This window comes from Brunnivagina elsteri CCALA 953 (assembly GCF_002289455.1).
In the GTDB taxonomy this organism is placed as follows: domain Bacteria; phylum Cyanobacteriota; class Cyanobacteriia; order Cyanobacteriales; family Nostocaceae; genus Brunnivagina; species Brunnivagina elsteri.
Genome location: NZ_NTFS01000052.1, coordinates 1 through 23,858 on the forward strand (window position 1 = coordinate 1; position 23,858 = coordinate 23,858).

General features: G+C 38.3%; 17 protein-coding genes. 10 read left to right on the forward strand and 7 right to left on the reverse strand.

The features are described 5' to 3' along the window. Nucleotides 1-484: 484 nt before the first annotated feature. The 4 genes from CK510_RS07080 (at nt 485) to CK510_RS07090 (ending at nt 4,149) form a co-directional block, all read left to right on the forward strand. Nucleotides 485-1,471, forward strand: a complete 987-nt coding sequence (locus tag CK510_RS07080) for a mechanosensitive ion channel family protein (protein ID WP_342745942.1) — start codon at nt 485-487, stop codon at nt 1,469-1,471. Nucleotides 1,472-1,519: 48 nt separating this feature from the next. Continuing rightward, entirely contained in the window at nt 1,520-1,645 is a 126-nt protein-coding gene (locus CK510_RS34230; RefSeq protein ID WP_342745943.1) for a hypothetical protein, read from the forward strand. 9 nt (nt 1,646-1,654) lie between these two features. Further along, nucleotides 1,655-2,779, forward strand: a complete 1,125-nt coding sequence (locus CK510_RS07085; RefSeq protein ID WP_095721032.1) for a mechanosensitive ion channel family protein — start codon at nt 1,655-1,657, stop codon at nt 2,777-2,779. Nucleotides 2,780-3,174: 395 nt separating this feature from the next. Continuing rightward, entirely contained in the window at nt 3,175-4,149 is a 975-nt protein-coding gene (locus CK510_RS07090) for an energy-coupling factor transporter transmembrane component T family protein (RefSeq protein ID WP_095721033.1), read from the forward strand. A gap of 209 nt (nt 4,150-4,358) precedes the next feature. On the opposite strand, the gene CK510_RS07095 is transcribed toward CK510_RS07090, so the two are convergent. From CK510_RS07095 to CK510_RS07105, 3 genes are all read right to left on the reverse strand, one after another. Next, nucleotides 4,359-5,417, reverse strand: a complete 1,059-nt coding sequence (locus CK510_RS07095; protein ID WP_095721034.1) for a glycosyltransferase — start codon at nt 5,415-5,417, stop codon at nt 4,359-4,361. A gap of 154 nt (nt 5,418-5,571) precedes the next feature. After that, a complete protein-coding gene (locus CK510_RS07100; RefSeq protein ID WP_095721035.1) occupies nt 5,572-6,852 on the reverse strand; it encodes a serine/threonine-protein kinase in 1,281 nt (426 codons plus the stop codon). A gap of 150 nt (nt 6,853-7,002) precedes the next feature. Then, complete coding sequence (locus tag CK510_RS07105; RefSeq protein ID WP_095721036.1) at nt 7,003-8,682, reverse strand: vWA domain-containing protein; 1,680 nt, start codon at nt 8,680-8,682, stop codon at nt 7,003-7,005. A 249-nt stretch (nt 8,683-8,931) separates the two neighbouring features. Between CK510_RS07105 and CK510_RS07110 the strand changes: the two genes are divergently transcribed. The 6 genes from CK510_RS07110 to proC all read left to right on the forward strand — a co-directional run bounded on the left by CK510_RS07110 (nt 8,932) and on the right by proC (nt 14,248). Next, nucleotides 8,932-10,422 carry an anthranilate synthase component I gene (locus CK510_RS07110; RefSeq protein WP_095721037.1) on the forward strand — a complete coding sequence of 497 codons (1,491 nt, stop codon included), beginning with the start codon at nt 8,932-8,934 and terminating at the stop codon, nt 10,420-10,422. A 122-nt stretch (nt 10,423-10,544) separates the two neighbouring features. Further along, the gene (acpS, locus tag CK510_RS07115) at nt 10,545-10,982 is read left to right on the forward strand and encodes a holo-ACP synthase (protein ID WP_095721038.1); all 438 of its coding nucleotides are present in this window, start codon (nt 10,545-10,547) and stop codon (nt 10,980-10,982) included. Nucleotides 10,983-11,139: 157 nt separating this feature from the next. Beyond that, entirely contained in the window at nt 11,140-11,418 is a 279-nt protein-coding gene (pipX, locus tag CK510_RS07120; RefSeq protein WP_095721039.1) for a transcriptional coactivator PipX, read from the forward strand. Nucleotides 11,419-11,449: 31 nt separating this feature from the next. Continuing rightward, the gene (locus CK510_RS07125; RefSeq protein WP_095721040.1) at nt 11,450-12,175 is read left to right on the forward strand and encodes a YggS family pyridoxal phosphate-dependent enzyme; all 726 of its coding nucleotides are present in this window, start codon (nt 11,450-11,452) and stop codon (nt 12,173-12,175) included. Nucleotides 12,176-12,578: 403 nt separating this feature from the next. Next, nucleotides 12,579-13,190, forward strand: a complete 612-nt coding sequence (locus tag CK510_RS07130; protein WP_095721045.1) for a cell division protein SepF — start codon at nt 12,579-12,581, stop codon at nt 13,188-13,190. Nucleotides 13,191-13,435: 245 nt separating this feature from the next. After that, nucleotides 13,436-14,248 (forward strand): pyrroline-5-carboxylate reductase, encoded by an 813-nt coding sequence (gene proC / locus CK510_RS07135; protein WP_095721041.1) that lies wholly within the window; start codon nt 13,436-13,438, stop codon nt 14,246-14,248. 116 nt (nt 14,249-14,364) lie between these two features. On the opposite strand, the gene CK510_RS07140 is transcribed toward proC, so the two are convergent. The 4 genes from CK510_RS07140 to CK510_RS07155 all read right to left on the reverse strand — a co-directional run bounded on the left by CK510_RS07140 (nt 14,365) and on the right by CK510_RS07155 (nt 23,402). Then, nucleotides 14,365-19,398, reverse strand: coding sequence for a WD40 domain-containing protein (locus CK510_RS07140; protein ID WP_095721042.1), 5,034 nt, complete (start codon nt 19,396-19,398; stop codon nt 14,365-14,367). A gap of 349 nt (nt 19,399-19,747) precedes the next feature. Continuing rightward, complete coding sequence (locus tag CK510_RS07145) at nt 19,748-21,169, reverse strand: KAP family P-loop domain-containing protein (protein WP_095721043.1); 1,422 nt, start codon at nt 21,167-21,169, stop codon at nt 19,748-19,750. A gap of 117 nt (nt 21,170-21,286) precedes the next feature. Further along, complete coding sequence (locus CK510_RS07150; RefSeq protein WP_342745944.1) at nt 21,287-21,601, reverse strand: hypothetical protein; 315 nt, start codon at nt 21,599-21,601, stop codon at nt 21,287-21,289. A 214-nt stretch (nt 21,602-21,815) separates the two neighbouring features. Next, a complete protein-coding gene (locus tag CK510_RS07155; protein ID WP_095721044.1) occupies nt 21,816-23,402 on the reverse strand; it encodes a helix-turn-helix domain-containing protein in 1,587 nt (528 codons plus the stop codon). Between the last annotated feature and the right edge of the window lie 456 nt (nt 23,403-23,858).

The window sequence follows — 23,858 nt, forward strand, 5'->3', positions numbered from 1 at the left end:
AAACGCGAACGGGAAGTCTTTCGCCTACGTTCCTCAGCATGACAACACAGGATCATTCATTTTGTGGCTTACTCCTACTAAAAATGCTTAAAATCTGGACTTTTTATTTTAATCTTAAGCCTCTCTCCGTATCGGATGTTGTTGGCGAATTAATGATGGGTCGAACCCCATTTTCCTCGTTCCTTGCCTCTGGCAAGGAATGCAGCGATTGAGGCTCTGCCTCAAATCTAACTGGAGGCAGAGCCTCCAAAAGCGCGTTACCAGGCTGGAGCCTGTTAACGAGAGGGTGAGGGTCTTCACCCCTCAACAATTAGCCAACAGTATCCGTATCGGGGAGAGGTATGGAGAGGGGCTCTATATTAGTCAATTATTAAAGCATTTGCAGTATCCCTTATCAAAACTCTTGTAGAGACGTAGCAATGCTATGTCTCTATATCTTTTCCGGACATGTATAATATATCAGTCAAAAAAATGGATTTTACCAATGCTATCCTTTTTGCTTCAAGTTCTAAATAGCGATGCTCCCTTACAAAATGCCTGGTTAGGCTTGGCTATTTTTTTGACTTTCATAAGTGGTGGTTTATTTTTTTCCAAAGTCAACTGGGATAATTTTAGTTTGAATAATATGAGTTTTGATAATATCAAGTTAACAACTTATTTGACTAATTGGAGAGAAAAAGATGCTTATCAAAAAGTTGTGAAACCTTATGAAAGTATATTAGGTATTACCTTTGTTTTTTTCCTGGCTGATATATTTGCACTTTTACTACCAGAAGGAGATTTGTCTAGGCTGATAGAAATTCCGCTCGGATTAGCTTTGGCTATTGTTACCTCTTGGTTATCTTCTCAAATATTCAAGCAGTTCTTTGATTTCTATTTGTTAGAAGCAGCAATTAAAAGCGGGCGAAAAGTTAATAGTGAGTTACTACTTCTAACTAAATTACTAGCGAATGTCGTTATTGTAGTTATCGCAACTATTATCTTTGCTCAAACTCATCATATCAATATTTTAGGGCTGGTAGCGAGTTTAGGAATTGGTGGTCTAGCAATAGCTTTTGCAGCCCAAAAGACATTGGAACAAGTATTAGGTGGTGTTGTTATTTATCTCGATCGTCCCTTTACGATTGATGATTATATTGGCTTACCAGATGGAACTTTTGGTCGAGTTGAATCAATTGGCTTGCGCTCCACCAAAATTCGCACCTCTGGTAAAGGTACGCTGATGATTGTCCCTAACAGTTCACTCACTGAGCTTAACATTGAAAACTTTACTGGTGGGAAGAAAGTGATGGCAATTACTTATTTAAACTTTGCTCGCGTCGTCCAGAGTGAAGAAAAAGCATTAATTCGTCAAGTTATCATGGAAAGTGCAGTTGATATTTTTGGAATTGATACACGCAGCACCGATATTGTTTTTAAAGATTTGCCAGCAGAAGGAGAACAGAATTCTGATTTAGAAACAGCAGGGTGATCGCAAGCACAAATTACCTTTTTTATCTTAGGTTCTGGTGAAGTTTCGATGGAACTGCGCCGTCAACTTCTTGATTTTGCTAATCAAAGTATTACTCAGCGTTTAAAGGAATATGATATCGCTTTTAATATTGATGAGCCGACTATCTATGTTGATTCTCCTATTACCATTTAAAACTCATTTATGAATTTTTATGAAACTATTCAAAATCTTACCCAGTTTCCAGAAGTCGCTAAACCTGTATTAATTAAATTTGGAACATTTTTACTATTTGTACTGTTGTCTTTCTTGTTAGGAAGATATACACCTTTTTTTGTCAGGTTAGTTCTTAGACAGTTTTTTCCGCAGCAAATAACAGTAGTTTATGAAAAATTAATTGATCCGATTAGAAACTTATTCAAAATTGCTGGCACCTTCATTTTAATCTCTTTATCTTTGAATTGGATTCAAGAGTATCAACCTGTCTATTACTTTATTCAACCTTTTGTTGATTTAGCGGTTATTATTAGTGTAGCTTGGTTAATATCTCGTTTATTTCGTCAATTTATCCTAGTTTATGGCATAGATTTACTTCGCAAGTTTGGTCGGGAAGTTGATGAGGTTCTACTGGTATTTGAAACTTTAGCGAATGTGATTATTGGCTTTTTTGCCGTGCTAGCTTTTGCTAAGAATCGATTTGATTTAGTTGGTTTAGTGACTGGCTTAGGAATTGCCGGAGTAGCGGTTGCGTTTGCGGCTCAAAAGACTTTAGAGCAACTACTAGGAACTATAGTATTGTATTTAGATCGCCCCTTTCTTCCTGGAGAATATATTCGCTTACAACGTTCTCAGCAAATCCCAGAGGGCTTATTTGGTCGCGTTGAGTCGATTGGTTTACGCTCTACTAAGATTCGCACTGCTGCAAAAAGTACGCTTTTCATTGTCCCAAATTCAATATTGGCAAATTTGGAAATTGAAAACATTAGTAGAGGTAAAAAGGTAATGGTCTTGCTCTACATCAACTTTCTCCAGTTTCTAGAAGATCGAGAGCAAGCAATAGTGCAGCAAATTATTACTAAAAGCACTAACTCTTTATTTGGAATTGACCCAGGTAGTACCAATATTGCTTTCACAGAGGATTCTGAAAATCAGACAACCAATGCGAGAGTAACATTTTTTATATTAGGTTCTAGTGAGAATTCAATACAACTAAGAAAGCGGTTGCTGGAGTTGGCAAATGAGAAAATTTCTAAGGATTTACTCACCTATGAAATTACATTTAAAATGCAAGAACCGACTATCTACGTAGAATCACCTGTCACAATCTAAGTAGTCTATCCATAAAAAGTACAAACCCTTAGTCGTGCAGAAAACTTTTCTGAGTCTCATGATGGACAATCTGGATGGTCAAAATAGTGCCTGAAACCCATTGCCTTCGTTCAATTTTTCGAGAAAGCTCAAAATTGCTATCTCCTTGATAATTCCCTGTTCATAAGGGTTTTAGGACTTTTGTGCACCACTAAGGGTACAAACCACACAGTAGATTGCAACTGCTATGATGCATATTACCTAGCTATGATTGTAAAGGCTAAGGGAACACTAAGAAATAAATTGTTCTCAATTGTTGTAGATACAAGGGATGGGGTATCGCGTTCTCATATCATACAATTTAGTTGCACATTAGCTTAACTTCTAATTCCTAACTCCTAACTATTAATTCCTAAATGGATTTACTTCGTTCCTTACCACTTGGACTTTACCTAGAACAACCGCAAACCTGGCTACATAAAATTGATCCCCGTGTTAAGTTTATTTGGCTAATGAGTTTTTTAACCACCTATACCTTCGCTAATAATGAATGGCGGCTATTATTGGTGGTACTTTTAGTACTGACTACATTAATTTCAGGAATCCCCCGCAGGATTTGGCAGCAACCTCAACAAATGACTGGGTTATTGCTTTTTGCTTTTCTAGTATTTGCGATTGGTTGCATTACCCCTGATGGATTTGGTTTACACTATCAATCTCGTTTGCCAGTCGATCGAGTCGTCATAACCTCATCTGCACAACCAGCAAATTCTGTTGCTTCCCCATCTGTTTTGACTCCCAATTCGACTTTTCAAATTGGGAAAACTAAGCAAATAAAGGGTAAAGTCTACAGTTACACAATGTTTGAGATTGCTTGGTTTAGAATTACTCGTCGTTCTTTTGATTTAGCTTTGCGACTCAGTACAATTCTTTTTACTATTTTATATAGTACTAATTTATACTTAATTACGACTGCACCGGAGGAGATTACGGCAGCAATCGAAAGCCTGATGCAGCCTTTGCGAAAACTCAAATTACCAATTACAGAAATAACCCTAACTTTAACTTTGTCACTACGTTTTATACCTTTAGTTTTAGAGGAAATTCAAAACTTAATTCGTGCCGTGATGACAAGGGCAATAAATTGGAAAAAGCTGGGATTTAAGAGTGCGATAAAAATCTGGTTAGTTGTCACGGAAAGACTATTAGAAAATCTACTTTTGCGTGCTGAACAAATGGCAAGTGCAATGACAGTGAGGGGTTTTACTAGTCCAAATCAACATAAAGTCCAGTGGCACGATTTAAAATTGAAGCGTCGAGATTGGGTAGCAATTATAATTTTAGGATTATTTTGGGGTGTGCGGTTAGTATTTGGAAATGAGGTTACTTAATCTTTAATATATACTAAAAAATGCTTGGAAATTGACTTTTAAACGCAGAGGAAGAAGGAGGTAAACGCATAGACGAGCGTACATCGGAGAGGTTGCCGTAGGCTAGCGAGACTTCCCGAAGGGTAGTTACGCAGAGTCTTTAATTTGAAATTTTATGAATATTAAAAGTTCAGCTATTAGCAGTTTTCTGTATTTTAGGTTTTCGTATTTCAATTTGGAGAACGCATATAATTAACAAACGTCTCAATATATTTTTGATGATTATATTTCTGCATAACTAATTCATAACCTCGTTGTGCTTGCCAATCTGCTTTATCTGGATTTTCTAATAAGTGAATAATTGCCCGATGTAAGTCTTCTATATTACCTTCACTTACACCAGTAACGATTCCAGCTTCGATACAATCCTGGATAATTCCTGGTGATTTAGTAATTATCACCGCACGACGACATGCGATCGCTTCAAACATGGCACTCAAACCTGCTTGATAATTGTTTTTAAACAGGGGTATTACGACAATATTGGCATCACGGTACAGTTGAACCAATTCCAGCCATTCATAGTGACGACAGGACATATTACTGGGCAGTACTGGGGGGAATGCTTGGTTATTTGCTTTTGCATTCGGTGAAACTGCACAAATTTTGACATCCACATCCAAATCTTGTGTTGCTGCTGCCAGGGTACGATAGTCGCGTTTTTCTAACCCTGCACTGGCAATTAGAGAACGTTTTTTATTTAGGGATGGTGAACCTGGTGTAAAAAAAGTGATATCTGTTGGTTGTTCGGTAAATAAACAGATGCGATTTTCTGGTAAGTGTAAATATTCACGTAAAAATTCTGACAAGCTGGGGGTATAAGTTAGAAATAAATCAACTTTGTGACTAATTGGAAATAACTTTAAAGCCAAACGTCCTCGCAGTCGATAAATGTTGTGGATTAGTACAATTATTTTGGGACGTTTTCTTTTTGTTCCGCATAATTTGGCAATGGGAATACCGACATCTTCCCCAGTACAAAAAACTACATCATTCTCCGTTAGTTGCGGAGGTAAATTCCGTGCTAATGCCCAATGTTCAGGATTACCAATAAAACGCGATCGCACTCGATCGAAGGGTTGAATATCATCCAATTTTGGCATGTGAATACTAGCATTTAAAATTTGACTAGCTTCCCACATGACATGGCAGGGAGATTTTCCTAATTTTGCATCGTGAGCAATACTTTCTAAATCAAATGCACGACTCAGTACAATGTGGTAATTCAAAGTACTTCCTTTGCTGTTATTTTTTGTATGAGATTACAGTAGTTTGTTAATTATTAGTTATGAGTGATTTGCTATTATTTGATAGTTCATCATTAACCATTAACTACTAGCTACTAACAGAATAGGATATAAGTAATGTAATTGGAAGCTAAAATTACGGATGCATCGAACCATCTGGCATAATAGCACCTCGTAAATCAGTACTTTCCAAGTTAACATTATCTAACTTTGCACCACTTAAATTTGCTCCTCCAAGATAAGTACCACGTAAATCTGCACCAGTTAAATCAGAACCTGTCAAATCAATATTTTCTAAATTTAGACTTCTTAAATCTTCTTCACGTAAAACTGTATATCTCAAACTACATCCAACACATTCTCCACTTCTTTTTAAACGCTTTTTAAACTCAGGTTTTTGGAGCGATCGCGTATAATTTTCGATTGGCATAGGTGTAGGATAGGATTGAGGTGTTTGTAAGTTTGAAGCGAATACTAATATGCTTATCAAACCAAAGCTCGCTGCAAATAATTTCGGTATTTGATGCTGTAATTTACCCGTTGGAATTGGACTAATTGCATTAGCTTTAGGAGAATTTATTGCTTTTAATCGATTTAAAGCAGTTGCAGCATCGGGGAAACGTTTTGTTTGACTTGTTGCAACCATATTTTCCAACCAGTCAATCCAATGTAGATTTAATTCGGGTAATAATTGGTGAATTTTGAAGCGGAATGAATCATCAATTAGATTACCAATTTTGCTAGATGGAGTTTGTGTCAACAAGCAGATTAAAGTTGCACCTAAACTATACAAATCAGAAGCATTAGTTAACGATTTACCTAATATTTGTTCTGGTGGCATAAATCCCAATGTTCCTTTTACCATCGTACTGGCAGACATTTCTTCGGTACTGATTCTTGCCAAGCCAAAATCAACTAAATAAGTATTAAATTCTGCATCTATTAAGATATTTTCTGGTTTAATATCGCGATGAATAATCGATGTTTGTTGCTGTTGTAAATAAACTAAAATTTCTAAAATGCTCGTGGAAATTTTTTCGAGATTTTCAAGCGTTAAATCTAGGATTGAAAAGTGTTTTTGGGCAAGGTTAGGTGCATTTTTATATTCTTGTACCAAACAAAATCCCGAAGTTGTTTCAAAGTAAGTAATATACTTAGGAATTCGTGGATGGTTGATTTGTTGAAGTAACTCTATTTCCCGTTTGCAAGCAGAAAAACCAGACCAACTAGCACCAACGGTTGCAAATTGAAACTGTTTAATAACAACTATTTCTTGGGTTTCAATATTCTTTGCTTTGTATGTGAATCTACCACCACTATAATTTTGTCCCAAAATAGTTTCGAGTTCATATCCTTCTTGGCTAAAATCAGGAAGTTCATAATTATTACCTAAAATATAACTATTATTATTTTCCATGTTTTTACTCACAATCTAATTTTAATTGACACTTAATTATTTAAGAGAACTATATTTACTATCTTTCTCTTCCTTGGCGTTCTCTGCGTACTTGGCGGTAAAAAAAAGAATATTTAATATATTCACGACTAATTAAAAAAAACGAGAATATTAGCTTTTACTAACTACTTTCAGACTTTTACTTTTTTCCACCAAACGAATAAATTCAGCCCGATAACCATCTAAATCAGTACCAACCGATTGACGAGCAAGTTGTAGAGTCGAATCAAAATTAGCCGAACCCTTATATTGGGAATCTCGTAACACCATCCCAAACATTGCGATCGCAGATGCAAATCTAAGATTATTTGATGCATTTTCGAGTTTGATACCTTTATCTATAACCGTATAACTTATAAGTTGAGAATTTTCACCTTGAGGTTGTTTATAACGTAAATTCACCTGCATGATTTCGTCCGTATTCACAGCATTATTTCCAATGGTTTGATTTTGATATTTCAAAGGGTCAATTTTCCCCAAAGAGACATCACTTTTAACTCCGACAGGGATAACTTCATATAACGCTGTCACAGCATGTCCTGCACCTAATTCCCCCGCATCCTTTTTATCATCATTAAAATCTTGTGTTTGCAACAAGCGATTTTCGTAACCAATTAAACGATAAGCCTGAACTTTTTTCGGATTAAATTCAACCTGAATTTTCACATCCTTAGCAACCGTCACTAAAGTTGCACCAATCTCCTTAACGAGAACTTTCTTTGCTTCCAACAAACTATCTATATAAGCATAATTTCCATTACCCTTATTCGCTAATTGCTCCATCTTCCCATCTTGAATATTCCCCGTACCCAACCCTAAAACAGATAAAAATACACCACTTTGACGCTGCTTCTCAATTAACTTAACTAGCTCCTCATCAGTACTAGCACCAACATTAAAATCGCCATCAGTTGCCAAAATAACTCGATTATTTCCCGACTTAATAAAATTATCTCGTGCTACCTTATAAGCTAATTCAATCCCTTCACCACCAGCAGTAGAACCACCAGCATCCAACTTTTCTAAAGCATCGATAATTGTTTGTTTTTGCGAACCTGGAGTTGGAGGTAACACCAAACCAGCTTGCCCAGCATATACCGCGATCGCAACTTTATCATTGGGACGCAATTGATTTACCATTAACCGTAGTGCATTCTTCAACAAAGGTAATTTATTCGCATCGGACATTGAACCCGACACATCAATCAGAAATACCAAGTTGTTCGCAGGCAAGTTTTCGATAGAAGTATTTTGGGAATGTAACCCAACCTGTACCAATCGATGTTGGGGATTCCACGGTGTTTGTGTAACCTCAGTTGTCACAGCAAAAGGTTTATTATCGGTTGGTTGCGGATAATCATATTTGAAATAATTAATCATCTCCTCCAAACGAACAGCATTAGTTGGTGGTAATTGTCCCTCATTAATAAAGCGACGAATATTGCTATAAGAAGCAGTATCAACATCAATTGCAAAAGTCGATCGGGGGTTTGCACTTACTACTTGAAACTGGTTTTCCGGGATATTGTGATATTCCTCCCGGTTCTCTCTTTCAGATATTGCACTTCCCTGAGTTGGAGGTGCTTGCTGTAATTTATTTACTGGTTTATTATTTACTTGCGTTGAACTTTCCGATGATTTTATACCTGTATTCGATTGCTGTGGTGAAGGTACTTGACTTGCTGGCAAAGGAGCAGAACCGGAATTACTCGTCGTTGTATTTTCACTGCCACATGCGCTCAAATATCCCAGCAAAAGGACGCATCCTAAAATTTTGATTGTGTTAATCATTATTTTCATATTTTGTTAATCCCCATAACCTAAGCATTACGTCCGAAGAGTCAGAAAACTGAAGCAAGCGAATGTAATCGTTGTACTATGTTTACTTGGCTTCACCATGCTTGGTTACAGAAAATGCAACACTAGGATATTGGGAAATAGGGATTGGGCAGTGAGAAATGGTGCGATCGCTTGATAATTTAAAATAATGGCAATTGATAATTAAAAACTAACTAATAAACCACTAACAGCAAACAATTAATGACTAGCGTTTGGTATTGGCGATCGCAACCTCTCAATCATCGTACAGGCTCGGATATTTTCGCAACATTATTTAATGACCCAAATTCTGACATTGCTACCCTGCTAGAAAGTCCATACCCCATACCCCACGATAATCCCCAACTGGCACGTTATTCGATTTGTGCCGGGAAACCACGAGTGATTAACACAGAATTGCAAATGTGGATACCTCCAGTTGGGGAAATTTTGCCATTTCTCCAGAATTTATTGAGGAGACAAAATGAAGATAAAATTCAAAATAAAATAAACTTATCTTCCTCCCCTTCCCATCTTCCCTTTATAGGTGGTTGGTTAGGCTGGTTGGGTTATGATTTAGCTTGGGAAATCGAACAATTACCCCGTACCAAGGAAGATTCCCTCCCGTTTCCTGTTGCTTTTTGGTACGAACCGGAAAATTTCGCAGTATTAGACCATTTAGAACAAGTTTTATGGCTAGCAGCAACGGAAACAACTAGTTTAGATGGGATGGAATTGAAGTTGAAAGAGGTACAAACAAACTATTTATCTCCCCCATCTCCCATATCTTCCCAAACTCCTCAATTTCTCTCATCCCAGGAAGATTACGAAACTGCCGTACAACAAGCGAAAAAATACATTCAAGCGGGAGATATTTTTCAGACTAACTTATCGTTACGTTTTACCACTCAAACCACAGCATCGGGATGGCAAATTTACCAAGCATTACAAAAAATTAACCCTTCCCCATTTGCCTGTTATTACAAAACACCTTGGGGAGAAGTAGTTAGTTGTTCCCCAGAAAGATTAGTGGAAGCACAGAAATGTACAAATATGATATATCAAGTCTCCACAAGACCAATAGCAGGAACGCGATCGCGTGGTAATACTCCAGAAAAAGATGCACAACTTGCCGAAGAATTACTCAACAACACCAAAGAACGAGCGGAACACATCATGCTTGTAGATTTGGAACGTAATGATTTAGGACGAGTTTGTCAATGGGGTACGGTAAAAGTAGATGAATTATTAACGATTGAGCGCTACAGCCATGTCATGCATCTCGTGAGTAATGTAGTCGGAAATTTAAACCCAGATTACAGCACCATCGATTTAATTCGTGCCATGTTCCCAGGAGGTACGATTACAGGCTGTCCAAAAGTACGCTGTATGGAAATCATCGAAGAACTAGAACCAGTGCGTCGCAGCTTATTCTACGGTTCCTGCGGCTATTTGGATATACGTGGAAATTTAGATTTAAATATCTTAATTCGCACATTATTACTGGCTCCAATTCGGGAAGTGGAAGAAGTAGGAAAGGCGAATGAAGATGGTAGAAAAAATAATTCTTTAATTTCCCCTATTAATACAGTTTGGGGACAGGTAGGAGCCGGAATTGTGGCAGATAGTGACCCTGAACGGGAATGGTACGAATCCTTAAATAAAGCCCAGGCGCAGTTATCAGCATTAAAGCAAAAATGTAAGGATATTTAATATTATGAACCGCCAAGGCGCAGAGAACGCCAAGGAAGAGAAGGAAAAAATACTTAACTGAACTGTATTGCGATATAAGTAACCAGGCAGAATTGAATTAATTACACATTGAAAATTGACACATGACTATTCGATTGGGAACCGACATTGTTTACATACCAAGAATTCGAGCATTAATAGATCGATTTGGAAAACGCTTCTTGCAGCGCGTATATACCCCCATCGAACAGCAAAATAGTGGTTATCGTGAAGAAGAAATAACCCCAATGGCGATCGCAAAACTAGCTGGACGTTGGGCAGCAAAAGAGGCAGTTGTCAAAGCATTGGGAACGGGATGGCAAGGTATAAACTACACCGATGTCGAAATTTGCCGCACTCAAAATGGGGTTCCCTTCCCCACGTTATACAACAATGCTGCCGAAATTGTGGCAAAATGGGGTGTTGAAGAAAAAAGTGAAGGGGAAAAGGGTAATACCCCCGATCCAAATCACGGATGGCAACTTAGCTTGAGTCACGATCGCGATTATGCGATCGCAACTGCAATTTTTGTGGCTCTGTGAACTTCCTGTTTTGCCATAAAAAGCACTATGAAAGGAAATAAGCTTCCAGACAGATGCTTGTATTTTAAGCAAATCTTCAGGCGAACTCACTAATATCGTCTGAATTTTTGTCGGAGAGAGTGAAAAGATTATATGTACTTGAACATAGTAGTATTAGATGAACTCAGAAAGCCCGGAAACTTATATCAATCATCCCACTTGGGGTTTACTCTACAGAATTTGCCTGGTGGATGAGAGTCAAGAACTTTTTACGACACTCTACGCTCAACGTTTATTTTTCGTTGTCACTGCCGAAGGGAAAAACATGAAGTTTCAGCCCATTGGACGTACAGAAGCTCGCATGTTACTAGAAACTCGTTTGCGAAATCTACGCCGCAGTGGACCTTCTTTTGAGTACGATCAACTTCAGGGTGTTTTTCAACGCACCTTCAACTAACATCCTGAAGCTTCGCTCTTCCCTAAGTTCTATGAGCAATTCTACCACCCATACCCTTGACGAGTCGTTATACGAACACCTAAAAGCTATTCGTTCCCAACTACCAGTTTCTGTTCGGTTAATTGCCGTCACTAAAACCGTTCCTGCGGATATCATTCGCATCGCTTATGCCGCAGGAATACGTGATTTTGGCGAAAATCGCATCCAAGAAGCCGCAACTAAACAAGCTCAACTCCACGACTTACCAGATATAACCTGGCATCTAATCGGACATTTACAAAGCAATAAAGCCAAAAAAGCCCTCGAACTGTTCCAATGGATTCACTCCGTTGATAACCTCAAACTTGCCCAACGTCTCAACCAACTTGCTGGTGAACTCAACCTCAAACCCAATATTTGCCTGCAAGTCAAAATTCTCCCCGATCCCAACAAATCTGGCTGGACTATTCCCCAACTTTCTGATGATTTACCCGCTTTAAATCATTGCAAAAATTTACAATATCAAGGTTTGATGACAATTGCGCCTTTCGGTTTAAATGAATCTCAAACTTTAGATGTGTTTAATGGCACTCGTGAATTGGCAGTAGAAATCAAATCGCAAAATTGGTCGAATATTCAGATGCAGCAGTTATCAATGGGGATGTCTGGGGACTACCAACTGGCGATAGAAGCGGGTGCAACAATGGTAAGGTTGGGAACTATTCTATTTGGGGAGCGTTTGCGATCGCGTATTAGCGACTACCAAGAACCAGGGTAAATGCTGTATCAATAACCCCATTCTACCAACATCATCATTGACACCAAAACTTGATTAATAGGAGAGGGAATTGAACACTGATATAATTTGATACGTAAAAAAGATATTCTGTCCTCGTTCTCTAAGACACACAAAATATAGTATTTACAGAAGTAAATCTAAATAAAATTTGGATTGCAAACAACTTTCCCAAATTGACTACTTAGTGTAGAATCTTGACTCATTGTTATCTATAGTTAATGGCTAACGTTGAAAAACGTAAAGTTAACAACTATAATTTTGCAATCAATGCTACAAACAGCGATACAATTCCTAAATTGTTTGCTACCTTGTAGCAGCAAACATTGAGTGATTGATTTTTGCCTTTTCTAGTCAAGACACCCAGCACCCGGAGCGTTTCCAAATGAACAATATATTTTCCAAGCTTAGAGACTTCGTTGGTCTTAACGAACCCGTAGAATATGAAGAATATTACGAAGAAGTAGAAGCTGATAACTACCAAAACCTGTATCAAGAGCAAAATCCTCCCTCTTCACAAGCAATTCCTCAAGAACCTGCGGTACAGAATCGACGTTGGCGCGAACCCGTGTCTACAATGGGTACTGATGTAGCAACAAGTACAAAAACAACTATGAGTAATGTGATTGGAATGCCAGGAGCTTTAAACGGGATTTCGGAAGTGTTAGTCCTTGAACCACGGACATTTGAAGAAATGCCCCAAGCTATTCAAGCTTTGCGTGAGCGCAAATCGATAGTATTGAATCTCACAATCATGGACCCCGACCAAGCACAACGGGCAGTTGATTTCGTTGCGGGCGGTACATATGCACTAGATGGTCATCAAGAACGGATTGGCGAAAGTATCTTCTTGTTTACACCAAGCTGTGTCCAAGTAAGCACCCAAGGTGGAGTGTTACATGAAGTACCACTTGTATCTCAACCTCCCGCACGCCAAAATCGTACAGCACCCACCAACCAAGCATGGGGAACTGAGCCAAATCGGATGGCACAGTAAGTTTAGGAATTGTACGATTTGGGGTTTTAGGTAAGGGATTGCATCTAAAATTCCAAATCAATCGGTGATTTAAAGTATCAGTGTTATCAGTATCCATTTTGGATTTTTTATTCACGCATCTATTGGGTTTTGGTTATAAGTTCAGCAGATAAACTAAAATCCTCAAATTATTATTGTTTCGTTTTCCAGGAAGCGATACTATTTATCCAGATTGGGTATTGAGTGTTAAGTAGGGAAAGTTTGATTTGTCTGTAAAATTTGGTTTAATTGGTGGCGGGATAATGGGTGAAGCGCTATTATCTCGTCTCTTAAATTTAGGGGTTTATCAAGCGTCGGAGATAGTGGTTAGCGAACCGCAATCAAAACGCCAAAATTTTTTAGCTCAGGAATATGGTGTTGGAGTCACGGCTGATAATTGCCAAGTATTTACCGCAAGTAGTGAAGTTATATTTTTGGCAGTGAAACCGCAAATTTTTAGCGCGATCGCACAGGAAATTTCTGCTGTAATCGAGCAAAGTCATTCGCCATTGGTGGTATCAATTTTGGCGGGTGTGCCGTTATCGCAGTTAGAAGCGGCGTTTCCTAGTTTACCTGTAATTCGCGCCATGCCAAATACACCTGCTACAGTTGGGGCGGGAGTGACGGCTATATGTGCTGGTGCTTATACAAAGACGAATCATTTAGAGAAGGCACATCAATTATTTTCCGCAGTTGGGGAAGTTGTTGAAGTATCAGAAAGTTTGATGGATGCGGTGACGGGGTTATCGGGTAGTGGTCCAGCATATGTGGCTTTGATTGTGGAAGCCCTCGCGGATGGTGGTGTGGCTTCTGGTTTACCCCGTGCTGTGGCTCAGAAGTTGGCGTTGCAGACTGTTCTGGGTACGGCACAGTTGTTACATGAGACGAAGATGCATCCGGCTGAGTTGAAGGATCGGGTGACTAGTCCTGGTGGTACGACTATTGCGGGTGTTGCTGAGTTGGAGAAGGCTGGGTTGCGATCGGCTTTGATTCAAGCTGTGAGGGCTGCTACTGCTCGTTCTCAGGAGTTGGGGAAATAAAATACAATAAAATCATAAAATAAAATTTAAGGTGTCACGCAGAGGCGCAGAGGCGCGGAGAAGAAGAGTTTTATTCTCTCTGCGCCTCCGCGACTCTGCGTGAGTAAATTCTTACTTTAATCGCAAATATTTTTATCGTTTTTGGCTACTTCTGTGCTGTATTTGAGGTAGTTGTGTACCCAGTTGCATCCATGTATAAATAATTCTTTTTCGCTGGGTGGTGTGGGTTTGATTTTTGTGAGGTTCCAAAGTTTAATTGTGCCGTCGTCGCTGGTGGATGCGAGGGTTGTGTTGTCGGGGCTAAAGGCGACGCTGTAAACTGCTCCTAAGTCTCCTTCGAGGGTTTGGAGTAAAATGCCGTCGTGACTCCATAATCTGATGGTGCGATCGTCGCTTGCTGAGGCGATAATTTGGTTGTTGGGACTGAAAGCGACGCTGCGAACTTTGTTTTGATGTCCTTCTAGGAAGCTTCTTTGACCTGTTTTTAGGTTCCACATGACTAGTCTGTTATTCTGACTACCTGCGATGATAAATTGATTGCTGGGGCTAAAGTTGATTGAGGTAAAGCGATCGTCTTTTCCGGTTAATGTTTTGATTAATGTGCGGTTTTGATGATTCCAAATTAAAACTTTACCGTCAGTGGTGGTTGCGGCAATTGTCTGATTATTTGGACTGAAGCTGACATCGGAAAAACGTTCTCCGTGTTCGGCTTTGAGTTCGTGTGACGTTGTACCGTCTCGATTCCAAATTTTGACTGTTCCATCCATACTTGCTGATGCGATCGCTTGGTTGTCGGGGCTGAAACTAACTCCGTAAACCCAGTCTTGGTGTTGTAATGTTTTGAGTAGTTTACCATCACGATTCCATAAACGTACGGTTTTATCTTCGCTTGCGGTGGCAATAGTTTTATTATCGGGACTAAATGCTACATCCCAAACCCAATCTTGATGTCCTTTGAGGGTTTTGAGGTATTTACCATTGCGATTCCAGAGTTTAACTGTTTTGTCTGCACTTGCGGAGGCAATAGTTTGATTATCGGGACTAAATGCTACACCCCAAACGAGTTCTTGCTGATGTGCGGGGATGGTTTGAGATAAAAGTGGTTGATATGACCAAAGTTTAATTTTTTTATCACCTCCAGCAGTTGCGATGGTTTGGGAATCGGGACTAAAACTTACGTCATTTAAGTCGGATTTATGCCCTTTGAAGGTATTAATTAAATTGCCGTCTATGTGCCAAAATTTTAGTGTTTTGTCGTCGCTAACTGTGGCAATTGTTTTTCCATTGGGACTAAAGACAACGCTTTTGATGGTGTTACCATGAGCGAGAACACTATAAAGTAGTTTACCATCTGCGACTTGCCAGAGTTTGAGAGTGCGATCGCTTCCACCTCCAACTGATGCTAATGTTTTACTATCTGGACTGAAATTAATGCTGTAAACCCAATCTTTATGTCCTTCTAAGGTTCTAATTAATTGACCTTCGCGATTCCATAATTTGACTTTTGTATCGGTTCCACTGGAAGCTATAGTTTTTCCATCTGGACTAAAGCGAATATCTAAAACTTTATCTTTGTGTGCTTCCCAGCTTTTGATGATTTTGCCTTGACGATTCCAAAGTTTGATTGTTTTATCATCGTTTGCAGTGGCAATAATTTGACCATCTGGGCTAAAATTTATAGCTAAAACTGCTGCAAGTTTTGGTTTATTTTCTTTGAAAGTCTGAATTAATTTACCTTGAAGATTCCATAGTATTACTGTACCATCTGCGCTTGCTGATGCGATGATTTTTCCATCTGGACTAAAGGCTATATCGGTGACAATTGATGTGTGTTTTTGTAGAGTATGAAGTGGCTTACCTTGAAGGTTCCACAGTATTGCTGTACCATCTGCGCTTGCCGAGGCTATGGTTTTTCCATCTGGACTAAATCTCACGGCTAAAACTTCATTTTTATGGGATATTAAGCGATTTTTCTCTTGGACTCCATAAATGGCTTGACGTAATGAAGTTCCTGTTTGATTTTTTATTTCTTGAGGTGCTGTTGTCTGTTGTAATTGACGAGTTGCTTTTAAACTATTAATCAGTGCATCCAGTCGATTATCTGATAAAAATAAGGCTTCTGATGTAGAATTTAAAGCTTGAATATTAGCTAGTTCTTTTTGATTATATATTTGCGCTCCAAACATTATTGAACCAATTGTTAAACAGCCAATAATTATGCTTCCTATCACAGCTGTATTTCGCTGTCGTTTCAGGGAAATATTTAATTTAGCTTCCACATATCTTCTTTTTTTCTCAGCTAGTTTTCTTCTTTCTTTTTCTCGTTTACTTTCCTCAATTTCAAGAGCTTGCTGTGATTGCCGAATAAATGTAACTAAATAATCATGAACAATTTGATAGCAATCTGTGGGGTCATCGGGAATCTTTAAAATTAGATTTGACCTGACTAAAATCTCCAAAACAATATCAAGTTTGCTAGCTTCAGAAATAAAATCGGCAGTTTCTAAATCTCGTGTTAATTCTGCTTTCGTTTTCAGAGGACGCATTCCATTGTCATCGGTGAGTAAATACAAGACAATTCGCGCTGCACGTTCATTTTCCTCCCCACAATCTTTAATAACTTCTTCTAAAAAACGCTCGACAAGTTTTTCTTTGGGACCAAACCTATAATATTTTTCTAAACTATTAATTCCTTCTGTTTCTAGCTGAGTTCCTACTACTTGTAATTCAATCGGACGTATTTCCCCCAAATCACGGGATAAATCTTTTAACAAAGCTTCAATTAATGATTTTTCTAAAACTAATTGAGTCTTTTTATTCAAACTTTGCAAGAATTGATTTGCATACTTTTTAGTAAAATTACCCAAATAATAGAGAATTGAATTATCTAAAATATTATTACTAATCACATCAAAATTAATCAGACGATTATTACATTCCAACAGATAATGTAAATAATCCTCCCGCAAAGATAAAATTATTTTGACATAAGGAATTCCCAGACAATCCCGAATAAATTTATAAAAAACACGTCGCATTCTTGGGTCTTGATGAATGACAAAAAACTCCTCTAATTGGTCAAAAATCAAAACTACCAAAAGATTATGTTCGACGCACATCTTTAAGTGTTCTAGAATATGTTTCATCCCAAAATCATCACCCGCTAATAAAGCTTCAGTTGCTCTTTGTTGTGCTTCAATATCGGGAATTAATGAAGGACGTTCGATTTGCATTTCCCCCTCAACAAAAGAAATTGCACTTTTATCTGTACATGTGTCTATTATCGAAGTTGTAGAAAAAGAATCAACCTCACAAGACCAATTTCCTGTATCAATAAGTGTCTCTTGAAAACGCTTGGCAAATTCAACCATCCACCCAGTATAAACCTGCATTAAAATTGGCATGACATCGCGAGTCCCGATGCTTTTCCGCTTGAGTGCAGGAACCAAACCAGCTTGTAAAATTGAGCTTTTACCAACACCAGATTGACCGTGGATTACTGTTAACTTATAATCATGACGACCGAGACGTTTACAAAGATTGTCAATGTCTTCCTGTCTTCCAGAAGCGATAATTTCTGGGGCAATATTTTCCGGTTGTTCGACTAGAACTAAACCAGGATTTGTGATTTCCTGCTTGGGTTGTAATCTACCCGCACCAATAAACGCACGAAAACCGTATTGCTGTTGAATCGATCGCTGCTGTTGTTTAATCGAAAATGCTGTTAAATATTCACCCTGTTTAAAATAACTACCGCGTAACTTCCCCAAAATTCCGATATATAACTGTGGATCGTACTGCGGCTTTGTATCATTTCGTGCAGTTTCCAAAATTGCGATCGCATCTTCCAATTCACCTAAAGCATACAACGCTCGACCCAAAGCATACAAATACCATCCCTGATGGTACGACATTTCCCAATCCAAATCGGCTTTTAATTCCGCAGAAGCTAAATCAGACACAGCAATTTTGGCACGATTCAAAATTTCCAAAGCTTTTTTAGCTGACTTTCGTGCGGGTACAAACTCAGATTTATGCAACCGTACCTCTGCCAAAAATCCATATACCCGTGCTAATTTAAACTCATCGTTGCATTGTAAATGTAAATCCAAAGCCTTGTAAGCAACAGTCTCCAACTCATCCCAAGCTTCGAGACGCTGCAATACACCACCTAAGGCATTGATAAACTTTGATACCAAGTCAATCCGATTTGCCTGCTCAAAAACCTGAATACATTGCTGGAAATAGTCTTTTGCTTTCTCACACGCATACTTGTATTGATTTCGATGTAACACAGCATACGTGCGCCACCATAAACCCAGACAGTACAGCAAACATCCTTGACGAATGAGAAGGAGAGGATTGGGGGGTAGGGGAATCATATCTTCCGCGTTGCTGATATCCCTTTTTTGTTCCTGTTCCTCATCAGTTTGCTGCTGTAAAAGAACCAAGCTGCGTTCATAGTGCGATCGCGATTGTTCTATTAAAGCATGTACATCCCTTCCCAGGACAAATTCTAAACCTGCTTCGACTTCAGGATTTAATTTAATCCGACGTTTTTGTAGTTCATACCATGCTGATTCAAGTTCTTGTCTGCGGGAAGAACCAACTTGTAAATTTAATATGGCATTATCAACAAATCGTCCTGAACCTGCTTCTAAAACCTTCTCAAAAACCTCATCTGCGGTAGTTTGAATAAATGTAATTAACTGGTCAGTTGAAATGGTAAATTCGACAGTAATTGACCAACTATGTAAATCGGGTGCTTCCCGCATAAATTTTTGCACTACTTCATCTGTCACCCAAAAAATTACGGGGAAATTCAAGTTTTTTCTAAACTCTTCCCGTACTTGGTTGGCAGAATTCAGGAGTCGTTTGATTGCAGTTACAGACTCTAAACCAGAGACAAATAAAGTTTGACATTGTTGTGGACAAATTAAATCAGAAATAGTTTGATAAAGTTGTATAGTTGTCGGTTCAACAGCAATCTCACAAAACTTAATTGAAGTTGATTCTTGAAGCTGTGAAATTACTTGTTGACGAAGATTAACCGCATTACAACGTACCAAAATCAGTGAAAACTCACCTTGGGATGTCTCAATAACCCAAGCCAATTCTTGTAACGAATTTTCATTTTCAATATTAAGCATGAAGTTAAGAGTTAGGAATTAGGAATTAGGAATTAGGAGTTATACCAATTCTTTGTGAAACTGCACATTATGTGACTTCTCTATACCTCCCCTTAGCAAGGGGAGGTGCCACAGGCGGTGGGGTTCTTTCTATGGCATCTTCATATTAAAATGGTATAAGTTAAGCATTTTTTCCTTCTCTTCCTTGGCGTTCTCTGCGCCTTGGCGGTTTAAAATATTGAATAGTTTAGTCTTAACTGAACCCTATTGAGTTATGAGTTAGGATTTTATAATATGTAGAGACGAGATATATCACGTCTCTCTATATTCAATTAAAATAGACACTATTGCAGAAATTACGAATTAAAAATTATTCCCCTTTTAGTTCTTCAGCCCCTGCTAAAATAGGATTAATATCAAACCAAAAACCTTGGCGATCGCAATATTCATAAACCAACCGACTATGAATTAATTTGCGATAATTACTATCACCTCGAACCTGCTTACGTTTGTGTACTTGACGCAATAATTCCCACTCTTCATCGGTAATTCCTAAACACATTTCATTACAACGAGATGTAATTAAAATTTCCAATGTCATCCCCGACAAAGGCAACTGACGGTCTTTTTTAATCCACTCATATAACAACCGCAACAATTCCCGCACATGTCCACCACTATATAAACATAACTGTTCCAAAGTTTCCTTAGTATCAAAAATTGCACCGATGAATTCAGGAGTTGGTTCGGGTTGTTCCTCTGGAAAAGCACGTACCAAAACCATTTTTTGCATCAAGTACATCCCTTCCGGACAAATATTACCATCACGATACCGTACAGGAACCATCGGTAACACTTTTGGACGCACGGGAAAACGGTCAATTAATCGACCAAAATCATCCGAAAACCGTAATGACAGTGGCATTGTGTAAACAACATGACATTGTAACTGTCGTAATTGTTCACCCCTATCTACGAATAAATACTCAGCTTGAGGTCTTCCCCAAGGTTTGCGTGCAGTTTCCACCCGGTCTAAATTATCGACAATCACAACCAACCCACGTAACCCAAATTTTTTGAGTTGCTCCTTAGCAGGTTCAAGCAACTCCTGGTTAATTAACTCCAAAATGCTCTTAGTTTGGGGTTCCAGATACTCCCGTAACTTATTACGAACCTCTGGACTATCCTTTGCTTTCGCAGTAATTTTACCTATTCCCGGTGCAACCACAGTAAACCCTTGCTTCTTACTTGCGGACACCTCACCCATTCCAGGGACTTTTGCCGAAAACTCACCTTCAGTATTAACAGATACATCAGCCATACCCAAAGGAGAAAATTCAGCATCCAGGGAAACCTCAGTCATAAGCAACTTAGCAGCACCCTTGAGAATCCGCTTCAACCCCTTTGGTTCCGGTAATTCCACCTTCTGTAAACCATCAAGACTTTCGTATACCCGACGTGCGATCGCAAGCATGACATCGGAAATATCAACGTCATCAATTTCCAAATCTTGGGTTGATTCAAAATAGACAACATGATAACCTGATTCTTCAAGTTCGCACTTCAGACGCAATAATTCCGTCGTTTTCCCGCAACCAATATGACCCGTAAACAACCCGCAAGTCGTTCCATCCTGGGAAAATTCAGTAATATCGCTTTTCAGTTCCTCAATTATTTTGCCACCCCGCACAGCCGCAAAATCAATATAATATTGTCTATCTTGAGGATTACTCACCACTATAGTTTTGCTGGGATTACAAGCATTAGCAAATTTTTTTAAATCCAGTTTCATTTATCACCTCACCGCAAGGTTGGTTTTCTTTATCTACAGGATGGTTGTAACCATTTCCAGAAAAAAATCAGTATTTATCTCAGTATAGATTTAGTAATATTTATTATAAAGAAAATTTTAACTGTGGGACATAACAAAGTTACAGATTAGCTCTCCTGCATCATCTTTACCAAAAGCGATCGTAGTAGGATGTTTTACACGCTCGTAACTAATAGGAACCCTTTGATGACAATCGTAAAGCTCAACTGGAGTCTTAACACTGTCAATAATTACCGATGCTCGATACTCCCAATAATTCTTTGCACTCCTTTTAATGTTGAGAATGCAGATTTTGTGACTGTTATAATTGCGACAGGTAAAAGCTTGAGCAGCAGGTGCAACAGGAAAGCTAAGTAATAAACTAAGTATACAGGTAAATATAAATATCAGCACAAGAGGATATTTTGATATTTTATTATCAAATGGTGGGTTACGAGAAGCTCTAACCCACCCTACATTTATTGGGTAATTTATTTTTTGGTGTTCCCTAAGAGTGTTCCAAATAAAAAAATGCTTTGAATTAATAGGTGTAGTGGGAGCGTCTCGCTCCCTTTTGCAACAAATAGCCCTGATGATGCACCTATTTCTTGGAATACTCTAAATAAAACTATGCAATTCCTAACACTTTCCTTAAAATTGATTGGTCTTCCGACTTAACTTTGAGACGACCATTTTCAATATCGCGAATCCAACTTTGACTTTTTCCAGCCAATTTTGCTAATTCACGCTGCGACAAATTCAGGTTTTTTCTCGCTTGTAAAATTTGCTCTCCTAATAACCCCCCTGTGGTTTTCATCCTTCTTTGAGTTCTCGTTGTTTTGTGTTTTTTTGCCGCTTCAGCAAGCTGCTGTTCTAACTCTGGAGGTAATTCAAATGATAAAATTCGGGCATTCATTAACATATTCCACTTGCCTCGTGGACCAGCATCTGTTAACCGTGAAGTGCCTCCACCATCATTGATCCAAAATTCGATTGCCTCCTCTGGGTCTTCGGGAATATCAACTAATTTTGCCCATAATGGTTGAATATTTGGAGGATAGGTAATCGGGTCAAACTTAGGTTTCATTCCATAGTGATTTAACACTTCCAAATCACTTTCAAAGGTTCGTAACAAACGCTTTCTATCATCACGTTTTCGGCAAGCTGCGGCAACTTTATTTTCACCATAGGCAACCCGTAATAACGTTGGGACAGTAATACGTTGTTCCTTGCCCATCTTAGTTTTAAAGAGTAGCCATAACATCAACCTTGCCGTACCTTCATGTTGCTGCCAAATACTCATAATTGTATTTAACAAAGATTTTGGTAGACTACCATATTGATAGAATGCAGTACGTTCCTTACAACCTTGGCGATTTAAGAAATGTTGTGTCCACAATCCTGCTTTAATTTTAAAAGTTAAGCCAATGAGATATTTACATCCTTTGTCATCTTCTTGAAAATGATGCTGAATATCAAGTAAATGCCATAGAGGAGTTTTTTCAATTGTAAATCCTTTGATTCGACCTTGTTGTGCCCAATCAATCGAGACTATGAGGGAACAAACTTGACGAACCAAGTTTTTAATTAATGATAATTTCGCAGTTTTGTTTAAGTCTTTACGTTTTTCTAACCCCAAATATTTCTCGATTTGCTTATCATCAATCACAAACTCTTGTTGCCAGGGTTTCTCTATAGCTGTGATGTAAGCTGCAAAAATTAAATGAATACTAGCAGCACGAATATCCAACGCTTCCACTGCCATCATTGTTGTTGCTAGCTTGTCATCACTAAATGGTACATTTATATGGAATGCGATCGCACCTTTTCCTTGGTTTACCTGACGACGATAGCAGATATACCCATTTTCATCGACTTCCCAAGGTAAGGATGCGCGTTGGGATAAGACATTACTTGCCTCCCAGATTGCGATCGCACTTGCAAATGCATTACTCTTACCATTAGAAAATAAACTCGGACTAGTAGCTTCCCTTGGTTCAACTTTGCATCTTCCCCGCTTTACTTGTAATGGAACGGGAGATTGGGTTGGACATACAGACACACACTGAGGTTCTGAATAAAAACCCTGACAGTTATTACAAAGACAAGGATCGATCCAATATTCATCATTTACGAGCTTGATAGCACCCACAGGGCACTGTATGCGACAATTATCGCAGTCAATGCAACTGTTATTTGAAATTGTGTAAGGCATAAGGCAATTGCCAAGTTTCTCTATTCGTATGCTTTTACTCAAATCTCCCCTGGATGTGTTCAATAATTGATTTCTTACTCACACCAGCATATTTTCTAGTAATTAAGTAATACAGTTTTTATTACTTAATTACTGGAATATTCATCCACATCCACATTTAACATTCCCCCTAAAATAAAAAGCTATATAAGGTTATAAACCTCAGCTTTTTTTTAATCCTTCTTTTTTAAAATATTTCACAAAAATTGTGAAGTGTTTGTTCATGTTGAGCGATGGCATAATTTTTATACTATTTCGTTTGTTAGTGGATAACAGGAGAATATCTGATTCGTCAGCACATTTACTTTATTAATATTATTAATAATTAACTAGCGTTTTAAATTTGTAAATTGTGTTACATTTTAATTAAAAAAGCTCACTTTTTGGTTTGTTTTTTCTAATTGTAAACATTTAGAG